Origin of the sequence: Aminipila sp., assembly GCF_032051575.1 — a bacterium.
In the GTDB taxonomy this organism is placed as follows: Bacteria; Bacillota; Clostridia; order Peptostreptococcales; family Anaerovoracaceae; genus Aminipila.
Map to the genome: position 1 here is coordinate 215,931 of NZ_DAMBYD010000005.1, position 26,319 is coordinate 242,249.

Here is a 26,319-nt window from a genome sequence, read left to right on the forward strand (position 1 = left end):
TCCATTTAAATTGATTTTAACGCATTTATAAGTCGTTCATTTGAACTATGAGATTTAACTGCAATTCTATAGTATCCTTCTTTTAACCCTATGTAATTACTACAATCCCTGATAATAATGCCTTTCTTTAAAAGCTTGTCCTTAAACGTAGAAACTTCATACCTACTCGCTTCATCTATCTTTATAAATATGTAATTAGCAGCAGGTTTATAGTTTTTTACTCCTAACTTATTAAGTTCTGCTACTAAATATTGTCTCTCTGCCCTTATTTCCTTAAGGGACTCCTCTAAATACTCAGTTTCCTTCAAAGCTTGAACCCCAGCAATTTGCGCCAGTACAGAAACTGTCCAAGGCTGCCCCATATCTGTAATCTTCTTGAGAAGCGCTTTATCACTTGATAATCCATAACCTAATCTAAGTCCTGGCATTGCATAGCTCTTTGTAAAAGCCTTCAATATAAATAAATTCTTACACTGTTCAATATAAGATTTCATCGTGTATTTTTCATAATTCTCAACAAATTCTATAAAGCATTCATCAAGAACCAATAGGATGTCTTTTTCCACACATGCTTTTAGCACTTTATCTAATAAGTCTTTTGAAATAAGCTGGCCCGTAGGATTGTTAGGATTGCACAAGAAAACCACATCATAAGAAGAATCAAGTTTATCCAGATACTCTTCTCTTAATTTAAAATCCTCATTCTCTTTCAGCTCATAGTGAACTGTTTCACATCCGACAGTATCTAAAGCTATTTCATACTCTGCAAATGTAGGAGCTAAAACTAATGCCTTTTTAGGCTTCAATGCCAGTGCAAACCTGAAAATTATATCGGCAGCACCATTACCACATAAAATGCACTCTCTGTCAATCCCCTCAAATTCAGACAGTGCTGATGTGAGTTCTCTGCAAAGAGGATCAGGATAATTTACACAAGCGTCAAGGCCATCTATTATGGTCTGCTTTACTCTTTCTGGAAGGCCTTTCGGATTGATATTCGCTGAAAAATCCAAAATATCTTCGATTCCCTTTTCCTTTGCACTATATATATCTCCACCATGAATTAAATTAGCCATCTTACCATTACCATTCCTAACATACAAACAATTAAAGTAATCCAAGCTGTACCATAAAGCAGCCTGTTTGAAAGAATAATATCTCTTTTCTCTATAGGTCTTGCATTATCCCCTATTGTTTTTTTCTCATATAATTTACCAAAATAATAAGCATTTCCAGCAAGTTGAACATTTAATGCCCCAGCACAAACAGCCTCTGTCTGTGCACTGTTTGGACTGGCATGATTCAATCTGTCCCTTTTAAAAATTTTAGCTGCATTTTTAAAATCAAGTCCACAAAACAGGGATGCTATAATCATAAATATTCCGGATAATCTGGCTGGAATAAAATTTAAAACATCGTCAAGCTTAGCTGCAAATCTGCCAAAATATAAATATTTGTCGTTTTTGTATCCAATCATGGAATCCATAGTATTTACGGCTTTATATAAAAAGCCCAATGGAGCCCCGCCGATTGCCATGAATATCATTGGCGCAACAGTTCCATCCGAAGTATTCTCTGCTACGGTTTCCACAGTAGCCTTAATAATGCCTTCTTCTGTAAGACTTTCTGTGTCTCTACCAACAATCATTGATACTTTTTTTCTGGCACCTTCTACATCATTTTTTTCAAGCTCAGTATAAACCTTCATACTTTCAGTTTTAAGAGCTTTTACAGCTAAAATCTGATAGCACATGATTGTTTCAATCACTAAACCTAAAATCAGATGAATTTTATAAGCCGCCCATAAAATTATGGCAGGCACTAAAAACGAAATAGTAAGTATGCAAATTGCCATTATTACACCTGCCGCAAATTCACTGCCTTTAGTTTTAGAAGAAAAATATCTAAAAAACAGCTCAAATTTTTCAATAGCAATACCGATTAGTCTAATCGGATGCGGCCAATTATGTGGGTCTCCAATAATCAAATCTAAAAAAAATCCAAGAAATAAAGGTAGAACAGCAATAACAATACTATTCATTTACCTTCCCCTCAACTTCCTTATAGCCTCTTGGAGTAACCATCTTTCCATTCATATTTTTAGTCTTTGAGTTTCCAATAAATACTGTTGTAAACATATCTACCTTTGTATCTCTCAAAGTCTTTAAATCCATGACGATCCCTGTCTCACCTTCTCTGCCGATATTCTGTACATACCCCGCAACATTTTCAGGTAATCTGTGCTTTAAAAGAATATCACAAGCCTTCTGCAGATAATCATGTCTCTTTATGCTGGAAGGATTATATAAGCAGATTGCGAAATCTCCCATAGCCGCACATTCCAGCCTCTTTTCAATAAGTTCCCAGGGTGTAAGCAAATCACTTAAACTTATAACCGTAAAATCATGAATCAACGGTGCTCCCAAAACAGCAGCACCGCTGCAAGCCGCCGTAATTCCAGGAATAACCTCTATGTCAATTGCTTCAGATAAGCCCCTTGCAGTAACAACTTCATACATCAGCCCTGCCATGCCGTAAACACCAGCATCACCACTACAGACCATTGAAACCGTTTTGCCCTTTACTGCCTCATCCACTGCCAGGTTACACCTGTCTGCTTCTTTTTTCATAGCAGTAGAAATCATTTCCTTATGCCCAAATTTGTCTTTAACTAAATCAATATAAACCGTATATCCTGCAAGCACATCACTTTCTTCTAAGGCTTCAAGTGCTCTTTCTGTAGATTGATTTAAATTTCCTGGTCCTAATCCTACAACAAATATTTTGTTCATTATTTTGAAGCCTCCCTAAATTCATGTGTAAACGCTGGGTCATAAAGCTTTGAACGTTCATAGCTGTTCCCAAGGAATCCACCTACAACAATCATAGCTGTCTTTGTAATGTTGTTATTTTTAGCCGTTTCTGGTAATGTTCCTATTGTGCATCTGAACACTTTTTCTTCTGGCCAGGTTGCTTTATACACTATGGCAGCTGGAGTTTCTTCTGTATAACCTCCACTTAAAAGTTTCTCTTTTAAAGATTCTAGTAATCCAGTAGACAAGAATATAGCCATGGTTGCTCCGTGTGAAGCCATAAGCGACATTTCTTCTTTTTCTGGGACAGGAGTTCTGCCCTCCATTCTTGTGATAATCACTGACTGTGAAACATTTGGCAGTGTGTATTCTGCATTCAGCGCAGCTGCAACGCCGCAGAAAGAACTTACTCCAGGAGTAACTTTAAACTGAATATTTTTTGGCTCCAAAAGATCCATCTGTTCTCGGATTGCTCCATATAAACTTGGATCCCCTGTATGTAATCTAACGGTCATCTTTCCCTCTGATTCAGCCTTTTCCATCACAGAAATGACTTCTTCCAGCGTCATGCTTGCACTATTGTGAATTTCACATTTAGGCTTTGCAAGATTTAAAAGCTCAGGATTTACTAATGATCCTGCGTAAATAATTACGTCTGCCTCCTGCAACAATCTCTGTCCTCTAACTGTAATCAAATCAGGTGCTCCAGGACCTGCTCCAACAAAATTAATCATTTTAAATAATACCTTTCTAAATTTGTTAATTCAATAGTATCTAATTCTAGATTTTTTGTAATATCTCATCAACTTCTGAAGTTTTACCTAGATATCCATGTTTATTTGAGAACATTATTGCTCCGATTTCCATGGTTTGATGAGTTCGGCTTCTTAAGTGGAATTCTATTTTATTCATTAGTGATTCAATCACTTTATCCCTCATTTGACTGCTATAAGCTTCCAATGCTTCATACGCATTATCTGTTGTTACTGAGTTTATCATTTCTTCTATCAGCTTTGGGTCTGCACCAAATCTAGCAGCATGGGCTGACATAATCTCCATTCTAGCATCTGCATATTTGGAATGAGTATTCATAATTCCGCCTGCTACCTTCACCAGTTTTCCAATATGTCCTACAAACAGCACGCCTTTAAAACCCTGTTCCTCAGCATAATCTAAGCTTTCACCAATAAAGTTACTGCATTTTACAGAGTAAAAATCCCGATTGGCAAAATGTTGTTTTAAGAAATTCTCACCATAATTACCAGGTGTAATAACTAGGTACTCAGCACCGAGTGCTTTTCTAACATCCATTTCCACCTTAATCGTATCAATTAATGCCTGTTCACTCATAGGTTCTACTATTCCACTGGTTCCAAGTACAGATAACCCCCCTTCAATCCCCAATCTAGGATTATATGTACGTTTTGCCAGTTCTTCTCCCTGTGGTATAGAAATAGTAACTTTAGCACCGCCTTCATATCCAAATTCTTCCAGAACCTGAAACACCACACTTCTTATGGTTCTCCTAGGAGTAGGGTTTATAGCCGCTTGTCCAATCTGACAAGGAAGGCCTGGCAGGGTTACTCTTCCAACCCCTTTGCCACCATCAATTATAATCTCTGCATGTTCATTTTCAAGAAGTTCTACTTCTGCATAAATCAATATACCATTTGTAATGTCAGGATCATCACCACTATCTTTTTTTACAGCACAGGATGCTGTTTTTTCACTTATTTTACAATCTAATACACCTAAAGTTAGTGGTATGCCTTTCGGAGTATCCACCGATACTTCCTGTAAATTATTTCCTAAAGCAAGCAGCGTAGCAGCTTTTGCAGCCGCTGTGGCGCAAGTGCCAGTTGTATATCCTCTGCGCATCTGACCCTCTTTGGGATTTAAATCTTTGTTTTTCTCTTCCTGCATATGTCTACAAACCTTTCTGCAGATTTTATGTTTGAATAGAAATGTACATGAGGATAGCCCGCATATAAATTTTCATTTCCAATTACACATTTCCAATTCATTTTTCTCAGAGGCTTTTGTGCATGAAAGCAATCACCTGAGTTTGTGCTATCCCAATAATGAAATTCATGTCCTTTCAAATGCATACCTTCTTCGCAAAGAAGGTTCGTTTTTTCAGCTTCCATATCTATATACCCAAATCGAACCAGTTTATCTGCATAAAAACTTTCACCTTCTATAGTTCCCACCATTTTATATGCATGACCAAGCTTGTCCTTAACAACTTCATGAAGGTACATGAATCCCCCACATTCAGCCATACAAGGTGTTCCTGCTGATAAAGCATCTTTTATATTCTGCTTCATTGAATCATTTTTTTCTAACTCTTTCAGGTAAAGTTCCGGATAACCTCCCCCAAAATACAATCCTTGTAGGTTTTCTGGCAGTTTTTTATCCTCCAAAGGGCTAAAATAACAAATTTCTGCACCAAATTCTGAAAGTAAATCCAAATTATCTTGATAATAAAAGCAAAATGCCTTATCTTTTGCTACACCTATTCGAACTCTTTCTCCACAAGCAATCGTTGGTTTTATAAATTCAATTTTAGATGCAGTTTTTGCTATTCTAATTAATTTGTCTAAATCTATTGATTCCGAAACTTGTTTAGCCAAAGTATCCAGAATTGTCTCAAGATTGCCTACCTCTTGAGCTGTAACAAGCCCTAGGTGTCTGCTTTCTAGAGAACATTCTTTTATCATTGGCATAAATCCTAAAACTTCAATAGGTAATGTTTCTTCAATCAGTTTCTTGATTTCTTCAAAAATCATAGGTGAAATTCGATTTAAGATTACTGCTTTTATATTACTGTCACTTTCCAGTTCCATAAAACCTTTAATCTCGGCTAATATGGAAACTGATTTCCCTTTGCAATCTATTATTAATACCGAAGGTGTTTTAGTGCTTCTCGCTAAATCATAGGAACTTGCCTCATATGATTTCCCCGCTAAGCCATCATAATATCCCATGACTCCTTCTATAACTGCTAAATCGGCTTCTTTAGAATTCTTTGCAAGTAAATAATTTATAGTCTCTTTGTCATTAAAAAATAAATCCAGATTTCTTGATTCCAATCCTAAAGCCTCTTTATGAAACATAGGATCAATATAATCAGGACCGCATTTAAATGATACGATATTTAGACCTTTATTGATAAGTGCCTGAAGTATTCCACATACTACAGTAGTTTTCCCGCTTCCGCTGCCTGGTGCTCCTATTAAAATTCTAGGTAAAATCTTTGTTTCCATCTAAACCGCCTCTAAAATTCCCTGAACAGCTATAATATATACTGGATTCTGTCCCATCATAAGGTTGTAGTTTCCTAAGGTCTTTGCTTTAGAAACATTTATCTGTGTAATATCCACATCCTGAAATTGGTATTTCTTTATACATGCGACAGTTTCTGCAAGTGACTCAAGAGCCACTACATTTATAACCACTCTAATATTAGAATTTTTCATAATAAGTACATTGATTATATCATCTAAATTGCCTTTTGAGCCTCCTATAAATGCTTTATCTGGTACTGGCAATTCCTCCAAAGCCTCTGGAGCCATACCCTTTATAATATGTAGATTTTTCACACCAAAAATATCTTTATTTTTATGAATTAAATCGATGCCCTCTGAGTTCGTTTCAACCGCATAGACATCACCATATCTACATGCCAAAGCCATTTCTATAGAAACAGAACCCGTCCCTGCACCAATATCATAAACTACATCATTTTCCTTTAAATTTAATTTTGAAGCCGTAAGCGTGCGTATCTCCTCCTTAGTCATAGGGACATTACCACGAATAAATTCCTCATCTCTTATACCTAAAGTGTTCTTTTCACGTTGTAATACTTTGTCATTTATTACTATCATTACACTTAATGGTTCAAAATTCTTTTCAGAAAGTTCTAAAGCTGTTCCTGTTGTAATGGCTTCCTCTTCGTAAGAGAGCTTTTCTCCAACAAAGACTGATACATATTCCATACCTGCTTCTACCAGCCTGCCGCAGATTCTCTTGACTGTATTGTTTCCTCCATCAGTTAAGAAAAATGTTTTTTCATTATTTAAAACTGCTGATACATCCCTATCATCACGGCCATGTAAACTGACAATTCGGGTATCCTCCCAAGCAAGTCCAACTGCAGATGAAAAATAAGATAATGAACTAACACCTGGCATATATTCAAAACAAATCTGTGCATTTCCAACTATAGAACCATACTTTTCACTGATTAAAGTGCGAAGCTTCTTTGCACCACTAAAAAAGCCTAAATCCCCAGACATTAAAATAGCTGCTTTCTCAATTTCAGCATGCTCTTCTATCCATGTTAGAATTTCATCTGGAGAAATAGCATGTACAACTTGTTGATTTTCAAGTTTAAAACTGTCTACCATTCTCTTGGCACCAATTAATGCCTGACTTTTTGAAATAAGTTCTTTTCCTTTTACCGTAATCGTATCAGGGTTTCCCATTCCAATTCCGATTATATAAATCTTTCTCATATTAGTAATTCTCCGCAAAATTCAAAGCTATATTTTTCTTAGCTATAGCAATAGTTACCCCATTTAAAGCCTGTTTTTTCAAAATTAATGTACTCCCTTCATTTGAAGCAACTGCAGCTCTTTCACATACATTTTCAACACCTGTAATACTTCTTACAAAAGAAGATGGAGTGAAATCTCCTTGTACATTCATTAACTCTTCACCAGAGAAAGTTATATATGGAATTTCTAACTTTTGTCCAAGCTTAATTAAAGCTTTTTCAAACATTTTTAAATCAATGGAAGCTAAATTCTGAATGGACTCCAACTTTATCTTCATTTCCCCAGTGGCTTTTTCAAATAACTCTAATACAGCTTTATAAGAAATATCTTTTTTGCATCCCATCCCTATAGAAATATTCTTAGGTACCAACTGAAGCACAAATTTTTCCTTGCCCTTCAGTGAATCTAATATCTTTTCAGTGATGATAATGCAAGTTGCATCTTCACGAATTTTGTCTTTTAAAGTGACCACATCAACCAGTTCTATTCCTTGCGGAACTTTTCCTTCTATGCTGCCATCGTAATATAAATATACGTTTTTTCCTTTCAATATATCTGCAGAAACTTGTTTGGCTGCTTTCAAATTAATAATACTTAGATTCTGGCTTTTAGCCCATACATCCACAGCAAAGCAGTTATTTATATCTGTGGCAGTAGTGATGACAGGTACTGCCTCAATAGCCTCAGCTATAACAGATGTCAATCTGTTTGCTCCTCCAAGATGTCCTGACAAAAGTGATATGACATACTGACCCTTTTCATCTATGGCTATAATTGCAGGATCCTGATCCTTGCTTTTTAAATAAGGTGCAATGGCTCTTATAGCAATTCCAGTAGCACCTACAAAAATAATCGCATCATTATTTTCAAAAGCCTCCTTGGTCCATTTTCCAAGTGGCTTACTTGTGGGGATAAGTCCAATTTCTAAAGAAGTCTCCTGCATACCATAAGCCAGGCACATTTCCCCCATTACTGAAAGCTTTCCTGCAACTAATTTACATGTATTTCCACCATTTTGAGTAAAGGAAATTAACGCAATTCTCATAAATCCCCCTATTAATTGGTGCTACCAAATCCACCAACTCTAACTTCTGTCGACTCGTCATCAACAGTTATACCAAATGGTACCAGTATTCCCTGAGCAAAACCTTTACCAGCTTCCACTACTAGATTTTTATCCTCGTTAGAATCATTTGTTATTTTAATCATTATATGTCCTTCATTTTCCGCGCCAAAATAATCTGCGTCTATGATTCCTACGGTATTATCCAGCTGCATCCTGTATTTAAAACCAAGCCCTGAACGTGGAAAGCACATAAGAACCCAGCCCTCTGAAATCTCAGCTCTGATTCCTGTAGGAATTTTAATGGTTTCTCCAGCAGACAGCTTAATTTCAACAGGTGTATAAAAGTCATAACCTGCAGAGCCTGCTGTTGCCCTTTTGGGTAATAAAACACCATCATATATGTCTTTGTTAAACTGGCCTTTTCCAAAAGTATCTTCCCAGTCTTTAATAAATTGTTCTAAACTAACCTTATGAAATTTAGCCACTTTCTGCATCAAATCTACCTCTTAATCTATTTATGCTCTTACCATTCTCTTTAAATCACACTGTTTATTGGTTACAATTACTGCAGAGTAATTGTTTATATCATCCATTAAACTAGACGCCTTTCTAATATCATTCATAGTAACTGCATCAATTTCATCTATAACTTCTTCTGGAGTATAAACTCTATTTAATAAGATACTATTTTTACCCATAGAGAACATTCTGCCATTTACATTTTCCTGACCAAAAATATAGCTTGCCTTAAGCTGCTCTTTTGCCACGTGCAGTTCATCTTCCGTAATACAATCTTTTTTTAGTAATTCAAGTTCTTCTTTTATTCCATTTATAGCATCATAAACCTTTTCATGGCTTACTCCTGCATAAATGTTATAATATCCCGAATTTACAAAAGAACTGACATGAGAATAAACAGAATAAGCCAGACCCTTCTGCTCCCTTATATTCTGAAAAAGTCTGGAACTCATGCTTCCGCCCATAATATTATTTAAAACGGATAATGCATAATAATTATCATCATCAAGCGAAAGCCCTCTTGTTCCTAAACAAATGTGAGACTGTTCTATATCTTTTACCTTTACCCTGAAACATGGTTTATAAGGTTCATTATTAAACTCTTTAACTGGCTTTTCTGATTTTAAATGCTTTAACTTTCCATCAAATATATTACATATTTCATCCATATCGAAATTTCCAGCTACAGAAACAACGATACTGTCTCTAGTATATTCATCCGCAATATACTGTTTTAGTATTGCCTGGGAAATCCCCTTCAAAGAGGTCTGTGTGCCAATAATGGATTTTTCATACGGACACCCTTTGAAAATCAAGTCACTTATTACCTCATGTGCATAATCATCAGGAGTATCTTCAATCATTTTCATTTCTTCATAAATAACTTGTTTTTCTTTAGACATTTCTGTTTTATCAAATTTAGAATTTAAAAACATATCTAAAAGGATTTCAGCCGCTTGTTTCGCATTTGAACCCAAGGTTTTCATATAATAACATGTGGCTTCTCTTCCTGTAAATGCATTTATTTGTCCACCTATACGGTCAACATCTTCTGCAATTTTCTTTGCACTTCTTTCTTCTGTACCTTTAAACAGCATGTGTTCAATAAAATGTGAAATGCCAGAAATATTTTTTGTTTCATCAACAGCTCCAGCCTTTACCCAAATACCAAGTGCAACTGATTGAACATAAGGGAGTTTTTCCATAACAATGCGTATACCACAGTCTAATTTTCTTGTCTCAATCATACCCTCACCGCTTCTCTTTCTCTATTTAAATTTTAATAATAGTCATACCTATTTATTATACATTTATACAGGCATTCTGTAAAGTGGCACAATTCTATAACCCTGAGCATTAATTTGATCTATTAATTCCGGTAAAGCTTTTAACGTCTCTGGCTTTGGATGCATTAATATGATTGCTCCATCAAGAGGCTTTGATAGGATTCTTTGCACTATAACTGAAGCATAAGAACCTTCTCTCCAGTCTATGGTATCTGAAGACCAAAGCACCATTCTATAGCCAAGTTTTTCACTTATTTCAACCGTTCTAGCATCATAATCCCCTGCTGCAGGAGCAAAATAATTTGGTTTTATGCAAATAGCATCGGTTATAGCGGTTTCTGTTTTTTCTATTTCTTCTGCTACTTTTTCAGAAGAAATATCACTACACAATGCATGACTATATCCATGACTTTGAATCTCATGACCCGCAGCATACATTTGCCTTAATAAATCTTTATTATTTTCTGCCCATCTGCCTGTCACAAAGAATGTTACTTTAATATTTTTTTCTTTAAATACCTTAAGCATATCAGGGATAATTTCTTCTCCCCAGTCTACATTGCAGGCAAAAGTACACATTTTATTTCCTGGTAGTCCATTTCTTACAATCCTGCTTTCATAATCCCCCACAGCTGTTGCTGTATCTACAGCGCTGCTTTGTTCTTTTTCTTCTTGCTTTTCATAAATATTGTTCCAAGTTGTAGCTACCTGATCAGCTAAAATTTTATCTAAACGCGTAAAGCCCTGAAAAGCTGCCACAGAAATGGCAAACAAAGCTATTCCCATAACTACCCAATTTTTTTTCCTCATAAAAAAACACCCCCACTAAAACTATGCGTGGGAGTGTCTAATTTATACTTTTATTTTATATTAATGAATGTTATTTTTTGTAAACTCCATCTCTTACGTTTAGGAATACATAAACAACTTTTGCTGCCTGTGCTCTTGTTGCTAAACCCTGAGGCTGGAAATTACCTTCTGGCTGGCCATTTATAATTCCAGCACCAACTATTGTGTTTACATAATTACTTGCCCAAGAGCTTATTGCTGCCTGGTCAGTAAAGTTTTTACTTGTAGTATTCTGCGGTAATACAAGATTCTGGCTTGTTGCAAAATTGCAAAGCATTACACACATCTGCTCTCTTGTAATATTAGCATTTGGTTCAAATGTTGTATCGCTCATACCACTTACAATACCATTTTCATAACCCCAATTTACATAAGAATAATACCATTCGTTTGACGGTACATCTGTAAATCCTGTTGCTTTCGATTTACTAACATCCACGTTATCCAATGTCTTTGCAAGTAATGCAAGGAATTGTGCTCTTGTCAGCTGTGCATCTGGCAGATATAATTTATCACCCATACCATTTGCAATACCTCTTGCCGCAAGAGAACCGATATAAGTTTTTGCCCAGTGATTTACGGTATCGTTGAAATCAACAGACATTGAACCTACTTGGACTGGAATAGTAATTTTATATCCTTCATATGTAGCATATATATTCCCTGTTTCTGCATTTTTGCTGCCAGCAGTAAATAATCCGTTTTCATTAATCGTTCCTATATTTTGGTCGCAAGTCCAAGTAAATGATTTATCACTTGAAACCACATTGATAGGACCACTCTTTACTGACATATTTATATCTGAATTTTGTCCTGCATTTAAGTATAGCTTGGTAACAGATGGTGTTATAGTCAGATTATTTTTAACAATCTCTACTTGGGTAGTCCCAGATATTGTTCCGCTTGTTCCAGTTATATTCACTTTGCCTTCCGTGTCACCGGCAGTATAAAGTCCATTACTTGTGATGCTTCCATTGCCACCTTCTACTTCATAAGTTACAGAACTAGGAAGCGCTACTTTTTCAAAAAGTTTATTTGAAGCATAACTGTTAATCTGTACCGTTGCTTTAGGCGTTGCTAAGGTAAGTGAAGGATATAGATTAAGATTTTCAGCAGTTGTTCCACCGCTGCCAGCACTATATACAAACATTAATCCATTTGCTACTTTTCTTTCTGCTCCTTCTGAAGGAGTATTTTTTATTGCTGCGGTATTTTCCAAACCGGGCAGCCTAGAATATAAAGCTGTTGAACCGCCTCCATCCATATTAAAAGCGTAAACACAACCTAAAGCTTTCATATGATTTGCCAGTTCTACAAGACTTAATCCTTTTGAATTAGTTTGTCTACCATCAACTGCATAAATAATTACTGTTCCATCACTTTTTATCCCAACTGCTGTTCTTGGGTTTAAGTTTGCACCAGAAGTTACGATATTTCCGTTCTCAACTAAAGAATAATAAATTCCAATAGCTTCTTTGGCATTGGCAAGACCTGTATTGGCATTGTCACCTACACTTATTTCCACTTGACTCCCTACTACCATCGAATATAATTGCGAAGCAGTTGCTGAGCCAGAAACCGTTGAAATCACAACCTGATTTTCACCAATAGGGGTATTATGTGCGTCAATGTTTACTGACTTAACCGTACCTTTTATTGTTTTCCCTATTTGAAGCTGCATATTGTCTTGACTTCCACAATCCACAACAACTTCTATACAACTGCCTGCAGTCTTGGTGCTTGCAGCATAATGTCTGTTAAATAAATGTAACCCTTTAGCCGCTCCATGGGGAACATTGTAATAATCAATCTTTGCAGAAAAAGGTGCTTGGAGCTTTTGCAGTACACCAGTTGAGTTATCATCATAAGCTAAGATTCCTTTTAACCCATAGCTTAAATTTACATACTGCATAGATGCTTTTCCCTGACTGTCAAAAGCAATTACTCTATCAGGAGCATATCCTGAAGTTACGATATTACCGTTATGTATTACCAGCCCTTTCGGTGTGCCTGTTGCCGTATCAAATAGGTCACCATTGATAGCTGCTAGGACTTTAACTCCCTGTTCTTCTGCATATTTTGCCATGGTTCCAACTGTTGCCATGCTTCTAACTTCACCATTAAATACCAATGGTGTTACATTTCCTGATGCAGTATCTGCTTGAACAAAAAATACATGCTCTAATCCGTTTGCACTATTTATGCCTATTTGTTCATTGTAGGTAACACCATCAAAGATTTTCTTTTGCGAATCTAGATAAACGTTACCCAAGCCATCGTAATATGTAAAACCTGAAAAACTTGCAATTATTACTGCAATGGCCAAAGCTACAGCTAAAAATTTCGTACTTTTTCTCATTTTTTCCCCCTTATGCTAACTATTACGTCATAAAACTTGTTTTTTCATTCAAGTCTAACATTTTTATTTTAACATGCCCTTTTAAAACTTCAAGTTACGGTTACATTACGAAAAGTCAAACATTTCCTCATTAAAGGTATCTCCATTGTACATAAGAATGACAACATCAGGTTTGTTCTTCTTTGCATACTTCGCAACGGAATCATGAAAAAGCCTTAAATCCAAGGCTCTAACCTCATGTACACCTAATGAAAGGAATGAATATACAGGTATTCCAAAAGAATCCTTAATCATCATAACTTTTCCTGAATCTACCAAATTGTTATTGAATATTAATTCCTCATTATCTCCATGGTATACAGCATACCTATTAAGGTCAACCGGTGCATCCTTTACTAGATATTTTTTATCTAAAATAGCTTTATTAAAGGAACCTCTATATATTTTTTCTGCTCCATAATCATGTTCATATAAAGTATAACTTGTTTTAAAGTTAGGTGTTATTAAAGTAAAATCGTCTAAACCAGAATACAATCTTCCTGTACGTCTTCCCATAGAACCCAGATAACAATTTTTTAATGTCTTTATATTATAATTGTTTAAATCCTTGTATTTACCATCAATTGCAAATCCGTAATCTTTATTAAGTTCGTCCATGATATGGCCTGTGGCTTCAAATGCTGTTTCAATTCTCCAGTGATGGTCGGTGTCAAAAAATAACTGGTTTTGAGTCTTTTCTCCATCACGGAGCAATGGCCTTAAATCGAGATAATCAATGCCTCTTTCATCTAAGCCTTTTAAAAATAAATTTATATTATAATCGGCATAATCCTTTTTATTGATGGGCAGTTGTTGTTCGTTATCGGATAACTTAAATGGTGCCTGTACATATAAAAATGGTATGCCAGCTTCATCCAATTTAGACTTTAATTCTTCAATTGCATCTAAAGAACGCATTACCCTGAAATTTTTCTTACCTACTTTAAAGATAATTTGATCATACTTTGTCTTGTATATTTCCCCATACCCTACATCTGACATGATATGCTTTCCTATAACTCTCTGTACAAGTCCATATAGTGTATTGTACTGATCCTTAAGATAAGTCTGGTCATACACTATATCTTCTGCAATGTCTATGGCTTCTGTCAATCTTTCAAGTATTGGGGTTCCTGGTAACACTTCGGTTCTATATTCATTGAAAAAGTCATTTATTGGATCATTTTCCTTGTATGTAAGTAGTCCAATGAGCATACCAAATATTACAGCAAAGAAAAGAATCGCCGTAATATACTCTTTTTTTATCTTTATTTTCACAGCTTTTCCTCCCTAAAAGTTAAAATAAATAAATGGATTATAAGCACCTTTTACCAAATAAGAAATGGATACTAAAAATAATCCCATTAAAGCAATAACATATAAAATCTGTGCTACTTTAGTTTTAGCTAGCTTGGTCTTTGCCAGTTTCTTTGCAAAAGGTCTGGCAAACAATATGCCAAAAAATAAAAATACGATATATTCTTTAGTACATACGATTGCTTCAGCATCAAGAAATCCGCTATCACCTGGTATAAACATTGTTTTTAGGTAAATTAGCGCATCAGAAATATTTTCTGCCCTAAATAGTACCCATCCAAACATCACAAGAAGCATAGTATATATATGTCTAAGCATAGTGTGAGTCTGCATTTTATCCAGTCCTACAGCCTTTTCAACTGATATGGACACAAAATATAAAAGCCCCCAGCAAATAAACGTCCAATTAGCTCCATGCCATAAGCCGGTAAGAAACCAGACCATAAACGTATTGAAAATTAATCTTTTTTTATTGTCAACCCTGCTGCCTCCTAATGGAATATAAACATAATCTCTGAACCATGTTCCCAGGGAAATATGCCACCTTCGCCAAAATTCTGTTGTAGATTTTGATATGTATGGATAATTAAAATTTTCATCAAAATGAAAACCAAACATTTTGCCAAGGCCAATAGCCATATCTGAATATCCTGAAAAATCATAATAAATCTGTAAGGTATAGCATATAGCCCCCAGCCAAGCCATCGATAAAGATAAATCATCTGTTCCAAGAAGCTTAAAAGCTTTATCAGCTACCAGTGCCAAATTGTTTGCTAAAAGAACTTTCTTTGAAAATCCCACAAGGAATCTGCAAACTCCCGCTGATATATCGTCAAAATTCTCTTTTCTATTCTGTATCTGCTCCGCAACAGTTTCATATCTCACTATAGGCCCTGCTACTAATTGTGGGAAAAATGCAATATAGAGTCCTACATTCAATGGATTCTTTTGAGCCTGTCCCCTTTCTCTATATACATCTATTACATACGAAATTGCCTGAAAAGTAAAAAATGAAATACCTATAGGCAATAGGATTTCAGGGATTTTAAATTCAAGGCCTGTGATGTTCTGTATATTTTCCATAGTGAACATAAGATATTTAAACACGAAAATAATGCTTATATTATATATAAGCATTATAGCAATCGTTATTTTCGCTTTAATCTTATTGGTTCTAATTTTAGATATGATAAGTCCAAATACCCAATTCACAATTACTGAAGCTATAAGTATAAAAACAAATTTTGGTTCACCCCAGGCATAAAAGCCTAAACTCACCGCGAGTAAAAAAATATTTTGCAACTTACGGCTGAATCTGAATACTGTGTAATATAGCAGTAGTACTATAGGCAGAAAGCAGCTTATAAAAATTAATGATGAAAATAGCATATATATTATCTCCGTAGTTTCTAATATTTTTTATTGACATAGTTGTCTATTTTTGAGCGTTTACGTATATCTTCAAATACACCTTCTCGTTTTAATTCTTCCACTATCCCTGTATTTATGGTGTGTAGTATTACATCGTCGTAATCCCAAAGGACTATTTCTATTAATTTATTATTTAGATATTCGGATTTTGATTTAATGTAATAAGCTTCTACGTTCTCATAATCCAGATATCTTAGCAGTTTTATAACTGATTCATCTTTTTTATGATAATTATATTTTATTTTATTTTCTATTTCTCGAACCACATCAGGGTGTTTTTCAATTAATTTTTTATCCCTGACCCTTAGTGTATTGTATTTTGCTACCGCATTGTAATATTGGTAATTATATATTCCTTTTTCAAAGGAGTCTATTCTTTGAAAAGGCTTTAAATTTAAACGTGTAATAAAATAATAATGTTCTTCTATAAACTCTTTTTTGGTTAAGTCGCCTTTCTGATATTTATAAATTAAAGCATCCCTGTTATCAAAAAATTCGTCAAAAGTTGTTTTTTTTATCCCAACTGCCATCCTATTCTCTCCTAATCCATAATCTATTATTATATATGAAAAAACTCTAAAATGCAAATTACAGTAACACACTATTTCTAACTTTCATATACTAACTCATAAAGACTATCATGCCACATGAAGGAGGGAAATATATGAGTTGTTTCGGCAACAGAGTATCGCCGGACCTCTATCAGAATTGCTGCAACGCAAATACTCTTTGTGAGTTTAGCGGTAATATTAATGATTTAGTAACTGAGCCATTATATGTTCAAAAAGTATATGATGCAGTGTTATTTAATCTTCAAGGAATGAAAACAATTCAGAATCAGCATTTTACACCAAATATTCCAAGAGGCCACAGAGTAGCAAGAGTATTAGACATACGCTGTAAGAGGTTCTTCAACCCAAGTAACATAGACGATCCAAAGAATTTAAAACTAAATCTTAATACAACTATATCCGGCGCTACCTTTTTACGTAATGGTCAGGGCGACACTATCGAGGTAGTAGGACCTGACGGAACTTTCTCAGAAAAAATATTATATGCAGATACAAGCGAATGCGATGATAAATGCATGGGAACACCAATTTTTGGTACTCAAAGCATAGCAGTGACAGGAAATGTTCAAATATTTATTGACTTATTGTTATTCGATAGAAACAATAACGAAGTAGTATTTACAATTTGTGCAGATGTAAATATTGCAACAAATGCTCAGCCACTAGTACTTACAAACTTTTTTGAAATCTGTATGCCATCTACATTTGACACAGCTTTTCTCCCTAGATTTACTGAATTTTGTAACACTGCATGCGAAACAAGACTTGCAACAAACAACTACGGCAGAGATTTAACAATTGGGCAGAATGGTGAGGTTACTGCAAATCTTATCATAGCTATCTGCATAACCTGTGAAAAGAAAATTGTAGTCCCAGTTCAGCTTTGTGTTCTTTCAACTGGTTTCGCACAGATTAGTCCTCAGGTAAATGCAGTATGTTCTACATTCCCTTCACTTTTCCCTAACCAGATTAAGGAAAGTGATACACTTGAAAACTGCGGCGAAGTCAGCCCAGAAGAGGATGAATGTGCATGTGACCCTTGTTGCGGACGCAGCAATAATAATTGTTGTGATGACAACTGCTGTAATGATTGCTGTGACGATTATAGCTGTAATGATTTCAATAGTCAATGCAGACCAAATAGATCAAATCGCAGTCAGGGTAGAAGATAAGAATTTTACTTATAAAAACAGAATATGCAAAATAAAAAGGCACCTTTGGGTGCCTTTTCAATTAATTCAAGTTATAACCTAGAATTTAGGGAGTAAATGCTATGTTACATAAATTTTCAATAAAGGAATTAAGGTCTAAGCTAAAATTTAATTGTAATAAAAAAATGTATGTAATAGCTGCTATTGTGGTTACAGTTATTTTTTCAGGATTTGTGCCATTTTTCTTTGGTACTGACCAACTATATAGCCATCTATTTTATATTCCTATCGCTATGTCCACCCTTTGGATGCCAAAGCGAACAACAATTATTGGTATAAGTTTATCCCTCTACCACATTATGCTCGCATTTGTCTTTGGCATAGCAATTACATATATTATTATATCTCGTTCTGTTATTATCCTAGTGATTTCAATTATTTTAAATCAGAAATGGAAAGTAGAATTGAGTTACCAAACACAAATTACAACGCTGTGTTATGATAGTACTCATGATACAATGACAAAACTTTATAACAAATCTTTTTTTAATTCAACACTTGAATCAGAGTTGAATTATCCAGTGGCTATTGTTGTCATTGATATAGATGGGCTTAAGAATATTAATGATAAATTTGGTCATACCGCTGGTGATGAACATATCATTGGAACTAGTACTGTTTTACATAACAGTTTAAGGCACGGAGACATTTTGGCGCGTCTGGGTGGTGATGAATTTGGTATTATTGCTCAATCCTGTGGAGAAATAGGTGCTTTAAATATTTTATCACGTATTGAAAACCAATTATCTAATTATAATTCTTCAGCAGAACCTTTACGATCATTATCTATTTCTATTGGCTATAGTGTTAATAATGGTTTGGAAGACCTCTCAGAAACATTCCAAGTTGCTGACAGAGAGATGTATAAGAACAAAAGACAGAAATATTTAACACCAGATAAGTTTCAATTTAACCTATAAAAAACTCCTGGTTGATGTATATTTTTTACATCAACCAGGAAGTCGTCTACACAAAACTTGGATAACCTTTTAATCCTATTTATTATTTTCTAATTGGAATTTATTAATCAAATCTTTTAATATATGAGCCTGACCGTTCAGTTCTTCAGATGCAGCAGCACTTTCCTCTGCTGTAGCAGAATTCGTCTGCACAACACTTGAAATCTGATCAATACCAATCGTTATTTGAGACATGGCATCCGCTTGCTGTTCCGAAGCACTCGCTATATCCTGAATCTGATCAGCAATTACCCCTGTATCCTGGACAACTGCTTCAAGAGAAGCCGCTGTATCATTTGCTATTCGTGTACTGTTTTTAATCGCAACCAATACGCTTTCAATATGTTTAGTTGTAGTATTGGCCGCATCTGCTGATTTTTGGGCAAGATTCCTCACTTCATCAGCTACTACAGCAAATCCTTTTCCCGCATTTCCTGCTCTTGCAGCTTCAACCGCTGCATTTAAAGCTAAAATGTTTGTTTGAAAAGCGATATCTTCAATGGTCTTTATAATCTTTTCAATCTCATTTGAACTGTTTTCAAGCTCATCCATTGCAGTAATCATTTCCTGCATGGACTTATTACTTTCACTAACACCATTTCCTGAATGTACTACTAATTGATTCGCTTCCTGTGCATTCTTTGCATTAGCTTTTATATATACTAAAGCTTCATTAATTGTTGCAGATAATTCTTCTACTGAAGATGCCTGTTCCACTGACCCTTGTGACAATGCTTGCGCACCACAGGAAACCTGATCTGACCCATTTTCCACTTGGCTGGCTGCAGAGTCTATTTGAATTAGAGTATCACTAAGGTTTTCTTTTAGGTTTCTCATGGCTCTTAAAATATCTTCATACCCCCCAGTATAAAGATTTGTACAATTAGAAGTCACAGTGAAATTGCCTAAAGCCATTGATCCAAGAAGGTATTTAATATCTTCAATCATGCTCTTCAAGTTTAAACTCATCAATGAAAATTCTTTAGCCATCATGCCTACTTCATCATTAGAATCGTATGTAACTGATGATTCAAAGTTTCCTTCAACAATTTGTTTTGCAGCAATATTTATTTCATTAATTGGTTTTACTATTAACTTAACTATGTATGCAGATAATAATATGGATATTATTATCGCAATCACTAAAATTATTGTTATGGTAATAATAGAAAAATTAAATAAAGAATCTCCATAGTTGCTGGCTTTTTCTGCACCGGACTTGTTAAAATTAACTATTTCCATACATGTACTAGATACTTCATCGAATAATTCTTTAGAGTCCCCCCTAAGAATGCTTAAAGCTTGTTCTGTCTGATTTTTTTTACTAAACTCGATTGTTTTGTTACTGAGAGTTAAATATTTTTGCCATGCAGTTTTTGCATCATCCATCAATTTTCTATCCGTATCATTTGTAACTAAAGGTTCATATGCGTTAAATTTTTTATCAATTTCTTTTTGTTTACTGGTAAGTTTATCTTCGTAATCCTTCATCGTGGCATCATCTTGAGATACTATATGATTTATTTCATATCTTCTATAATCAGAAGTACTAGTATTTAATTCTTCTGCAACTATAACAGAAGGCAGCCAATTTTTGCTAATCTCGGTACTGGCACCATTTATTTGTTTCATCAATACAATAGATGACCCTCCAACAACTGTCAGACAAATCAATAAACTGAGTACAAGAACAAATAGTTTTTTACTAATCTTCAAATTTTTTAACATGGCATTTTCTCCTTTTGTTAGTTCATTTAAAATGTATCCGTTTTTCCTTCCAACATCCACGATAATAAAAATAATGTGAATTATTCATTTTATTGAATATTTCACACTGCTTGAATTTTCTAAAAAAATAAAGTGCAGTAACCTGCACTTTTATATTATAATTTCGATTTATTGGTTGCAAAGCACCTAATAGTACAAGAAATCCCTTATTATTATATAATATTACTATCAACCAAAAAAATGCAACTTGTTCTACAATCTTAATATTGCTAAGAGAGAGCTAATATTTTAGTATGAAATATTCAGTTTTTAAAGTTCAGTTGCCTTTATGACAAATTCATTTTGTGTTGTCTTATGGATTAATAATAAGTCATTTTGTGTTATTTGTCAATGTGAGTCAGCAAAAATAATTCTTTTTGTGTTTTCTTGCAAATAAATGGGAAATATACTCTAAAATAGAAGAACCTGATAACTAAAAAAATGATGGAGGAAAATGTGAAACAAAATCTGTTTAAAGAAAATCTAAGAACTTTTAGAGAGAATGCAAATTTTACTCAAAAGGCCTTTGCGGAAGAATTAGGAATTAATGTTACAACATATCGTAATTATGAAAATAGCAACAGAGAACCCGATTTTGATACGCTATTATTGATATGCAAAAAATTAAATATCTCAATTGATAAGCTTTTAGGACTCCCTGAATCAAAACAAAATAATAATCCAAATACCTTAACTAATGATTTAATGAAACTTTGTAAATTATATAATACCCTTGACTGTCGCAATCAAGCAGCATTAATCGAAAGAGCCGAAATGCTGCTTGAATTGCAAGAAGGTAAGCTTAAAGACAATTCAATTCTAAGCCCCCCAAAAGATGTGGATTAAAAATGAGTAAATTTAAAAATCCAAATCTCTGGGGGACTAGTACTATTTAATAATAATCAATTCTTTCGCTGACTGGGTCATATTATTTATACCATTCTTAGTAACAATAGCCAAGTCTTCAATTCTAACACCAAATTTCCCTGGAAGATAAATGCCTGGTTCAATTGTGACTGTCATATTTTCTTCCAAAACATGCTGTCCTCTAAAACTTAAAAATGGGTCTTCATGTATTTCCAGACCAACACCATGCCCTAAACCATGGCCAAAATACTCGCCAAAACCTGCGTCTTCTATAATCTTTCGAGCAAGATAATCTCCTTCTTTTACATGCATACCAGCCTTTAGGTTCTCACATGCATGAAGCTGTGCTTCTAAAACCGTATTATATACATGAATCATTTCGTCTGTAGCATGGCCTATTGCAACTGTACGTGTCATATCACTACAATATCCATTATAAATGCAGCCAAAGTCCATGGTTAAAAAGTCACCCTTTTGTAAAATTTTATCGCTAGGAATACCATGTGGTCTTGAAGAATTTACTCCTGATACACAAATCGTACTAAAAGAAAAACCGTCTGCCCCATTTAATTTCATTGCGTGTTCAATTTCAAGTGCGACTCTCTTTTCAGAAATACCTGCCCCTAAAAATCCCAAAATATGATTAAAAGCCAAATCTCCAATAGTTTCTGCCTTTTTAATTAATTCAATTTCCACTTCATCTTTAATTAGGCGAATGGACTCTATTAACCCCGTTGCAGGAATAATATTTTCTCTCATAAAAACTGAGCATAAATCATTATATCCACTTAACGTTAGATGTTCATCCTGAACTCCTATTTTATCCAGCTTCATCTCCTTTATAAAATCAATCCATTCATACCCTTGTTTTGTAATAACTACTTCAAAATCAGGTTTTAATACAGATACTGCCTCAAGATAACGAAAATCAGTAATTATATAGCTTTTATTTGCAGTAATTAAAACAATACAATCTTCTCCTGGAATTCCTGTTATATAATGAATATCCGCTTCCTTAGTTATTAACAACGCATCTATCCCATATTTTTTAAAACTTTCTATAACCTTAGTACTTCTTTTTTTTATTCTTTCTTCCATAATTGATACCCTCCAATTATACAATAAGTTGCTTTATTTGCTTTCCAAAAACGCCTTATATCCAAGGTATGCCATATATATATCATACTTACTTGCAGATTCATATGGTGAGTGCATTGAGTGGATTGGAACACCACAGTCCAAAACTTCCATGCCCCTGTCCGCAAGTATGTAAGCAATTGTACCGCCGCCCCCTTCATCAACCTTACCCATTTCAGAAGACTGATAGCAAACATTAGCCCTCTTAAAAATACCTCTTACAAATCCTACAAATTCGGCATTTGCGTCAGATGCTCCTGATTTACCTCTGGCTCCTGTATATTTTTTAATGGTTAAACCTTTGCCTATAATTGAAGCATTATTTTTTTCCATAACTTCAGCATAAGTAGGATCATAAGCGGCTGTAACATCTGCTGAAAGAGCTCTTGAAGCCGATAACATTCTTTGCATTGCATATGGATGTACAACACCTGTTTTTTCAAGTATATCCATTAAAAATAATTCGAAATTCTTTGAATGCATCCCTGTATTGCCCATACTTCCAATTTCTTCTTTATCTGCAAAAATTCCAACAGCAGTTTTATTTGTTGGATTCATGTCTAGGATAGCTTTTAACCCTGTATAAGCGCAAACTCTGTCATCTTGCCCATAAGCAGCAACCATACTTTTATCGAATCCAAGCGACCTTGCTTTTGCTGCTGGCACAGCTTCGATCTCCGCACTTCTAAAATCTTCCTCTTCTATATCATATTTTTCCTTTAGAATAGCTATGACATTTGATTTAATGTGTTCTTCTTCTGCACAATCATCAGGCATAGAACCTACTACAATATTCAAGTTCTCTGCTATAATGCCATCAGATAATTTTTTAGCATTCTGTTTACCCGCTAAATGAGGTAGTAAATCTGTAATAAGAAAAATTGGGTCTTCATCGCCTTCTCCTATATTGATATCTACTATAGTGCCATCTGTTTTAGCCACAACCCCATGAAGTGCAAGAGGAATAGTGGTCCATTGGTACTTTTTTAATCCACCATAATAATGGGTTTTAAAAAGAGCCAAACCTCCATCCTCATATAGAGGATTCTGTTTTAAGTCCAGCCTTGGTGCATCAATGTGTGCTCCCACAGCATTAAATCCATTTACTAAAGGCTCAGAACCTAAGACTGCAAGACAAATTGATTTCCCCCTATTTACGCTATAAACTTTATCTCCCTGAGTAAGAGTTTCCTTTTCAGAAAGCTCCACAAAGCCTGCATTTTTTGCTAATTGGATAATTTCGTTTACAGACTCTCTTTCAGTTTTCGCACGATTAAGAAAATCCATATAATCCTCTGAGAAGCTCATTATCTGAGATTTCTGCCTATCATCTGTGCCCTGCCAGCCATATTTTTTTAAGTTCTTTTTTTCATTAATACTTTTATTATAATTCATAAATTCTCCTTATTCTATGATTTAGCAAATGGTCAATAATCAGTATTATCAATTACTTATATGCTTCCCATAATTTTTGAATTTCTTCCTGAGTCAGTTTCATTGTTATACATATATCTTTAATTTTTTCTTCTGTTAATATAAACTCTGAATCTGTACATAACCTTGTAAAATCATCCTTAGATATCCCAAGGTCACTAAATTTCAGCTCTCCTGATGCCGTCTTTTTGTCATATAATCTAAAAAATTCCGTTCTAAAATTATTCATACATCTCCTCCTTCGTGTTGCTTATAATTCATTTTATGTATGTAATGCTTTTACAGGGCATTCTTCCACACAGTTAAAACAAAGGATACATTCCGTTGCGTTTTTTCTTTTCCTTGAATTGTTTGTCATATCTACATTCATAGGGCATACTTTTTTACACTTCCCACAAGAAATACATTTATCTGCTTCGACTTTTACTCTTAATACAGAATAATAGCTTGCAGGCTTAAGAAATATAGTTATGGGGCAGATATACTTGCAAAATGCTCTGTTGTCCTTAAGAGTAAACGCAAGAAATATACCTATAGCATAATAGAAAACATTTCCGACAATAAAGCTCCAGAACATCAATCCCTCTATATTGGGGACTTTTAGCAAAAACAATACTAAAACAAAAATCAAAGATACAATGAAAGCAATATACCTTATAAATCCTATCTTTCTCCGTGGCTGCTGCGGCCTTTTATAGGGGAGCAGATCTAATACCATTGCTGTCCAACAAGCATAGCCACACCAGCCTCGCCCAAACAAAAGTGGACCAAATATTTTAGCCACAGCATAATGAATAACTGCGGCTTCAAATACACCTAAAAAGAGATAATACCAAAATCCCTCAATCATCATATTTTCATGTGAAATAATTCCTAAATAAAAAAGTAAATACAGACCGACAGTAAATTGTACCATCATTCTTGCATATTTAACCTTTCTTAGATATAGTAAGAAACCCATTGATACACACGATCCAATATAGGTAAAATTAAATAGAAAAAATATATTATCTAAAGTAAGCCATAATGTTATGGCAATTGTCTCAAATACGACAAGTATGAAAAATGGCATAACATATTTTTTTCTGCTCAAAGTACTACCTCACCATTCATAATTGTTAGAATTTTACTTCTATATTTTAACATTATACTTCTATAAATCAAACAATGTTTTTTCGAATATATATTATGTATCAAATGGTTAGCACCCAATAATAAAAAATCCCAGATTAAACTGAGATTTGATTTTATCCATTTTCTAACATAAACCTTATTTGTTATTAACTAGATTTAATATATTAGAGCAAATATCTTTTGCACATACCGTTTTTATAAATTCAATTTGCTCTTCTACAGTGGTACGCTCTATATTTTTATCCAAACAACTTTTCAACATTGTATAATCACAATCAGAAGCTAAGAAACTGGCTTCTATCATTTCCTGGCGGGAGATGCCTGCAAAATGTACATCATAACCGCAAATGCCTGCTAAATATTGTATAAATAATCGCTGTGTTCTTCCATTTCCCTCACGAAAAGGATGCAGCATGTTAATTTCACCAAAATAGTAAGCGAGCCTTTCTGTAAAAATATCTTCTTCACAATTCAAAAGATAATTTTCATCTTTCAGCTGATTAAATATATCCTGTCCAAAGTGCTCTATATTCTGATACAAACAAAATAACGTCCCCTTTGAAATATTCACTGACCTAAATGCTCCAGCCCAATCATATATATCTCCAAATATCCCTTTATGAATTCTTTGAAGATGTTTTAAATCAAAACTTCCATAGATTGGTTCTAATTCAAAATGAGCAATAGCAAAAGCAGTTAATTCTCTTTCAGCCCGGTGTAATTCCTCTAATTCTTCAATGTCAAAAGCATTACGGAGTACGTTAGAATTTGGATAACAATATTTTGCATCATATTGAAAACTATAATCATAGATTTCGTCCATTATGAGCTCTCCTTAATTTTATCTGAGCAATAATTTCAGCTTTTCCTTTCTCATATGAGAGTTTACCTGCTAAAAGTTTCCTGATTCTTTGCCTATCCTCACTTGTTAATGGCAAGCCCTCAATGGCCATTGTTCCGTTGATTCTTTCTATTCTATTTTCAATGGTTTTATTCAATA

At 34.5% G+C, this 26,319-nt stretch carries 25 protein-coding genes; 3 read left to right on the plus strand and 22 right to left on the minus strand.

Going from position 1 to position 26,319, the window contains the following annotated elements; genetic code table 11:
- Positions 1 to 5: 5 nt before the first annotated feature.
- From cobD to RTW14_RS08685, 15 genes are all read right to left on the minus strand, one after another.
- Positions 6 to 1,076: a threonine-phosphate decarboxylase CobD gene (cobD, locus tag RTW14_RS08615; RefSeq protein WP_312649513.1), complete on the minus strand. Its 1,071-nt coding sequence runs from the start codon at positions 1,074 to 1,076 to the stop codon at positions 6 to 8.
- A complete protein-coding gene (gene cbiB / locus RTW14_RS08620) occupies positions 1,064 to 2,041 on the minus strand; it encodes an adenosylcobinamide-phosphate synthase CbiB (RefSeq protein ID WP_312649516.1) in 978 nt (325 codons plus the stop codon). Before cbiB ends, cobD begins: the two co-directional genes overlap by 13 nt.
- Entirely contained in the window at positions 2,034 to 2,792 is a 759-nt protein-coding gene (gene cobJ / locus RTW14_RS08625) for a precorrin-3B C(17)-methyltransferase (protein ID WP_312649518.1), read from the minus strand. Before cobJ ends, cbiB begins: the two co-directional genes overlap by 8 nt.
- Positions 2,792 to 3,547, minus strand: a complete 756-nt coding sequence (gene cobM / locus RTW14_RS08630; RefSeq protein ID WP_312649520.1) for a precorrin-4 C(11)-methyltransferase — start codon at positions 3,545 to 3,547, stop codon at positions 2,792 to 2,794. Before cobM ends, cobJ begins: the two co-directional genes overlap by 1 nt.
- A 46-nt stretch (positions 3,548 to 3,593) precedes the next feature.
- A complete protein-coding gene (gene cbiD / locus RTW14_RS08635; RefSeq protein WP_312649522.1) occupies positions 3,594 to 4,736 on the minus strand; it encodes a cobalt-precorrin-5B (C(1))-methyltransferase CbiD in 1,143 nt (380 codons plus the stop codon).
- Positions 4,709 to 6,079: a cobyrinate a,c-diamide synthase gene (locus RTW14_RS08640; protein ID WP_312649525.1), complete on the minus strand. Its 1,371-nt coding sequence runs from the start codon at positions 6,077 to 6,079 to the stop codon at positions 4,709 to 4,711. Before RTW14_RS08640 ends, cbiD begins: the two co-directional genes overlap by 28 nt.
- The gene (gene cbiE, locus RTW14_RS08645) at positions 6,080 to 7,330 is read right to left on the minus strand and encodes a precorrin-6y C5,15-methyltransferase (decarboxylating) subunit CbiE (RefSeq protein WP_312649527.1); all 1,251 of its coding nucleotides are present in this window, start codon (positions 7,328 to 7,330) and stop codon (positions 6,080 to 6,082) included.
- Between the two features lies 1 nt (position 7,331).
- The gene (locus RTW14_RS08650) at positions 7,332 to 8,417 is read right to left on the minus strand and encodes a cobalt-precorrin 5A hydrolase (protein ID WP_312649529.1); all 1,086 of its coding nucleotides are present in this window, start codon (positions 8,415 to 8,417) and stop codon (positions 7,332 to 7,334) included.
- A gap of 11 nt (positions 8,418 to 8,428) precedes the next feature.
- Positions 8,429 to 8,932 carry a deoxyuridine 5'-triphosphate nucleotidohydrolase gene (locus tag RTW14_RS08655; protein WP_312649531.1) on the minus strand — a complete coding sequence of 168 codons (504 nt, stop codon included), beginning with the start codon at positions 8,930 to 8,932 and terminating at the stop codon, positions 8,429 to 8,431.
- 21 nt (positions 8,933 to 8,953) lie between these two features.
- Positions 8,954 to 10,204: a M16 family metallopeptidase gene (locus RTW14_RS08660; protein ID WP_312649533.1), complete on the minus strand. Its 1,251-nt coding sequence runs from the start codon at positions 10,202 to 10,204 to the stop codon at positions 8,954 to 8,956.
- A gap of 63 nt (positions 10,205 to 10,267) precedes the next feature.
- Positions 10,268 to 11,053, minus strand: a complete 786-nt coding sequence (locus RTW14_RS08665; RefSeq protein ID WP_312649536.1) for a polysaccharide deacetylase family protein — start codon at positions 11,051 to 11,053, stop codon at positions 10,268 to 10,270.
- 70 nt (positions 11,054 to 11,123) lie between these two features.
- A complete protein-coding gene (locus tag RTW14_RS08670; RefSeq protein WP_312649538.1) occupies positions 11,124 to 13,451 on the minus strand; it encodes an S-layer homology domain-containing protein in 2,328 nt (775 codons plus the stop codon).
- 105 nt (positions 13,452 to 13,556) lie between these two features.
- Entirely contained in the window at positions 13,557 to 14,768 is a 1,212-nt protein-coding gene (locus RTW14_RS08675; RefSeq protein ID WP_312649540.1) for an alginate O-acetyltransferase AlgX-related protein, read from the minus strand.
- 12 nt (positions 14,769 to 14,780) lie between these two features.
- Positions 14,781 to 16,196 (minus strand): MBOAT family O-acyltransferase, encoded by a 1,416-nt coding sequence (locus tag RTW14_RS08680; RefSeq protein ID WP_312649542.1) that lies wholly within the window; start codon positions 16,194 to 16,196, stop codon positions 14,781 to 14,783.
- A gap of 20 nt (positions 16,197 to 16,216) precedes the next feature.
- Entirely contained in the window at positions 16,217 to 16,768 is a 552-nt protein-coding gene (locus RTW14_RS08685; protein ID WP_312649544.1) for a DUF6648 family protein, read from the minus strand.
- A gap of 134 nt (positions 16,769 to 16,902) precedes the next feature.
- On the opposite strand from RTW14_RS08685, the gene RTW14_RS08690 reads away from it, so the two are divergent.
- Both RTW14_RS08690 and RTW14_RS08695 read left to right on the plus strand, forming a co-directional pair.
- Entirely contained in the window at positions 16,903 to 17,982 is a 1,080-nt protein-coding gene (locus RTW14_RS08690) for a hypothetical protein (protein ID WP_312649546.1), read from the plus strand.
- Between the two features lie 101 nt (positions 17,983 to 18,083).
- Entirely contained in the window at positions 18,084 to 18,941 is an 858-nt protein-coding gene (locus tag RTW14_RS08695; RefSeq protein WP_312649548.1) for a GGDEF domain-containing protein, read from the plus strand.
- A 75-nt stretch (positions 18,942 to 19,016) separates the two neighbouring features.
- Here RTW14_RS08695 and RTW14_RS08700 read toward each other — a convergent pair whose 3' ends face one another.
- Positions 19,017 to 20,708 (minus strand): methyl-accepting chemotaxis protein, encoded by a 1,692-nt coding sequence (locus RTW14_RS08700; protein ID WP_312649550.1) that lies wholly within the window; start codon positions 20,706 to 20,708, stop codon positions 19,017 to 19,019.
- A 495-nt stretch (positions 20,709 to 21,203) separates the two neighbouring features.
- Between RTW14_RS08700 and RTW14_RS08705 the strand changes: the two genes are divergently transcribed.
- Positions 21,204 to 21,593, plus strand: coding sequence for a helix-turn-helix domain-containing protein (locus RTW14_RS08705; RefSeq protein ID WP_312649552.1), 390 nt, complete (start codon positions 21,204 to 21,206; stop codon positions 21,591 to 21,593).
- A gap of 42 nt (positions 21,594 to 21,635) precedes the next feature.
- Here RTW14_RS08705 and RTW14_RS08710 read toward each other — a convergent pair whose 3' ends face one another.
- The 6 genes from RTW14_RS08710 to RTW14_RS08735 all read right to left on the minus strand — a co-directional run bounded on the left by RTW14_RS08710 (position 21,636) and on the right by RTW14_RS08735 (position 26,317).
- Complete coding sequence (locus RTW14_RS08710) at positions 21,636 to 22,712, minus strand: M24 family metallopeptidase (RefSeq protein ID WP_312649554.1); 1,077 nt, start codon at positions 22,710 to 22,712, stop codon at positions 21,636 to 21,638.
- 33 nt (positions 22,713 to 22,745) lie between these two features.
- Complete coding sequence (locus RTW14_RS08715; protein WP_312649557.1) at positions 22,746 to 24,146, minus strand: aminopeptidase; 1,401 nt, start codon at positions 24,144 to 24,146, stop codon at positions 22,746 to 22,748.
- A gap of 52 nt (positions 24,147 to 24,198) precedes the next feature.
- Entirely contained in the window at positions 24,199 to 24,414 is a 216-nt protein-coding gene (locus RTW14_RS08720) for a hypothetical protein (protein ID WP_312649560.1), read from the minus strand.
- Between the two features lie 33 nt (positions 24,415 to 24,447).
- The gene (locus RTW14_RS08725) at positions 24,448 to 25,278 is read right to left on the minus strand and encodes a 4Fe-4S binding protein (RefSeq protein WP_331654422.1); all 831 of its coding nucleotides are present in this window, start codon (positions 25,276 to 25,278) and stop codon (positions 24,448 to 24,450) included.
- Between the two features lie 177 nt (positions 25,279 to 25,455).
- Positions 25,456 to 26,142, minus strand: a complete 687-nt coding sequence (locus RTW14_RS08730) for a Fic/DOC family protein (RefSeq protein ID WP_312649562.1) — start codon at positions 26,140 to 26,142, stop codon at positions 25,456 to 25,458.
- On the minus strand, positions 26,126 to 26,317 hold the full coding sequence (locus RTW14_RS08735; RefSeq protein WP_312649565.1) for a hypothetical protein: 192 nt from the start codon (positions 26,315 to 26,317) through the stop codon (positions 26,126 to 26,128). The genes RTW14_RS08730 and RTW14_RS08735 overlap by 17 nt, the downstream gene beginning before the upstream one ends.
- Positions 26,318 to 26,319: the final 2 nt, after the last annotated feature.

Excerpts from the sequence above, each read along its gene's own strand:
- cobD (WP_312649513.1), bottom strand. The coding sequence starts at position 1,076 with ATGGCTAATTTAATTCATGGTGGAGATATATATAGTGCAAAGGAAAAG.
- cbiB (WP_312649516.1), bottom strand. The coding sequence starts at position 2,041 with ATGAATAGTATTGTTATTGCTGTTCTACCTTTATTTCTTGGATTTTTT.
- cobJ (WP_312649518.1), bottom strand. The coding sequence starts at position 2,792 with ATGAACAAAATATTTGTTGTAGGATTAGGACCAGGAAATTTAAATCAA.
- cobM (WP_312649520.1), bottom strand. The coding sequence starts at position 3,547 with ATGATTAATTTTGTTGGAGCAGGTCCTGGAGCACCTGATTTGATTACA.
- cbiD (WP_312649522.1), bottom strand. The coding sequence starts at position 4,736 with ATGCAGGAAGAGAAAAACAAAGATTTAAATCCCAAAGAGGGTCAGATG.
- RTW14_RS08640 (WP_312649525.1), bottom strand. The coding sequence starts at position 6,079 with ATGGAAACAAAGATTTTACCTAGAATTTTAATAGGAGCACCAGGCAGC.
- cbiE (WP_312649527.1), bottom strand. The coding sequence starts at position 7,330 with ATGAGAAAGATTTATATAATCGGAATTGGAATGGGAAACCCTGATACG.
- RTW14_RS08650 (WP_312649529.1), bottom strand. The coding sequence starts at position 8,417 with ATGAGAATTGCGTTAATTTCCTTTACTCAAAATGGTGGAAATACATGT.
- RTW14_RS08655 (WP_312649531.1), bottom strand. The coding sequence starts at position 8,932 with ATGCAGAAAGTGGCTAAATTTCATAAGGTTAGTTTAGAACAATTTATT.
- RTW14_RS08660 (WP_312649533.1), bottom strand. The coding sequence starts at position 10,204 with ATGATTGAGACAAGAAAATTAGACTGTGGTATACGCATTGTTATGGAA.
- RTW14_RS08665 (WP_312649536.1), bottom strand. The coding sequence starts at position 11,053 with ATGAGGAAAAAAAATTGGGTAGTTATGGGAATAGCTTTGTTTGCCATT.
- RTW14_RS08670 (WP_312649538.1), bottom strand. The coding sequence starts at position 13,451 with ATGAGAAAAAGTACGAAATTTTTAGCTGTAGCTTTGGCCATTGCAGTA.
- RTW14_RS08680 (WP_312649542.1), bottom strand. The coding sequence starts at position 16,196 with ATGCTATTTTCATCATTAATTTTTATAAGCTGCTTTCTGCCTATAGTA.
- RTW14_RS08685 (WP_312649544.1), bottom strand. The coding sequence starts at position 16,768 with ATGGCAGTTGGGATAAAAAAAACAACTTTTGACGAATTTTTTGATAAC.
- RTW14_RS08690 (WP_312649546.1), top strand. The coding sequence starts at position 16,903 with ATGAGTTGTTTCGGCAACAGAGTATCGCCGGACCTCTATCAGAATTGC.
- RTW14_RS08695 (WP_312649548.1), top strand. The coding sequence starts at position 18,084 with ATGTTACATAAATTTTCAATAAAGGAATTAAGGTCTAAGCTAAAATTT.
- RTW14_RS08700 (WP_312649550.1), bottom strand. The coding sequence starts at position 20,708 with ATGTTAAAAAATTTGAAGATTAGTAAAAAACTATTTGTTCTTGTACTC.
- RTW14_RS08710 (WP_312649554.1), bottom strand. The coding sequence starts at position 22,712 with ATGGAAGAAAGAATAAAAAAAAGAAGTACTAAGGTTATAGAAAGTTTT.
- RTW14_RS08715 (WP_312649557.1), bottom strand. The coding sequence starts at position 24,146 with ATGAATTATAATAAAAGTATTAATGAAAAAAAGAACTTAAAAAAATAT.
- RTW14_RS08720 (WP_312649560.1), bottom strand. The coding sequence starts at position 24,414 with ATGAATAATTTTAGAACGGAATTTTTTAGATTATATGACAAAAAGACG.
- RTW14_RS08730 (WP_312649562.1), bottom strand. The coding sequence starts at position 26,142 with ATGGACGAAATCTATGATTATAGTTTTCAATATGATGCAAAATATTGT.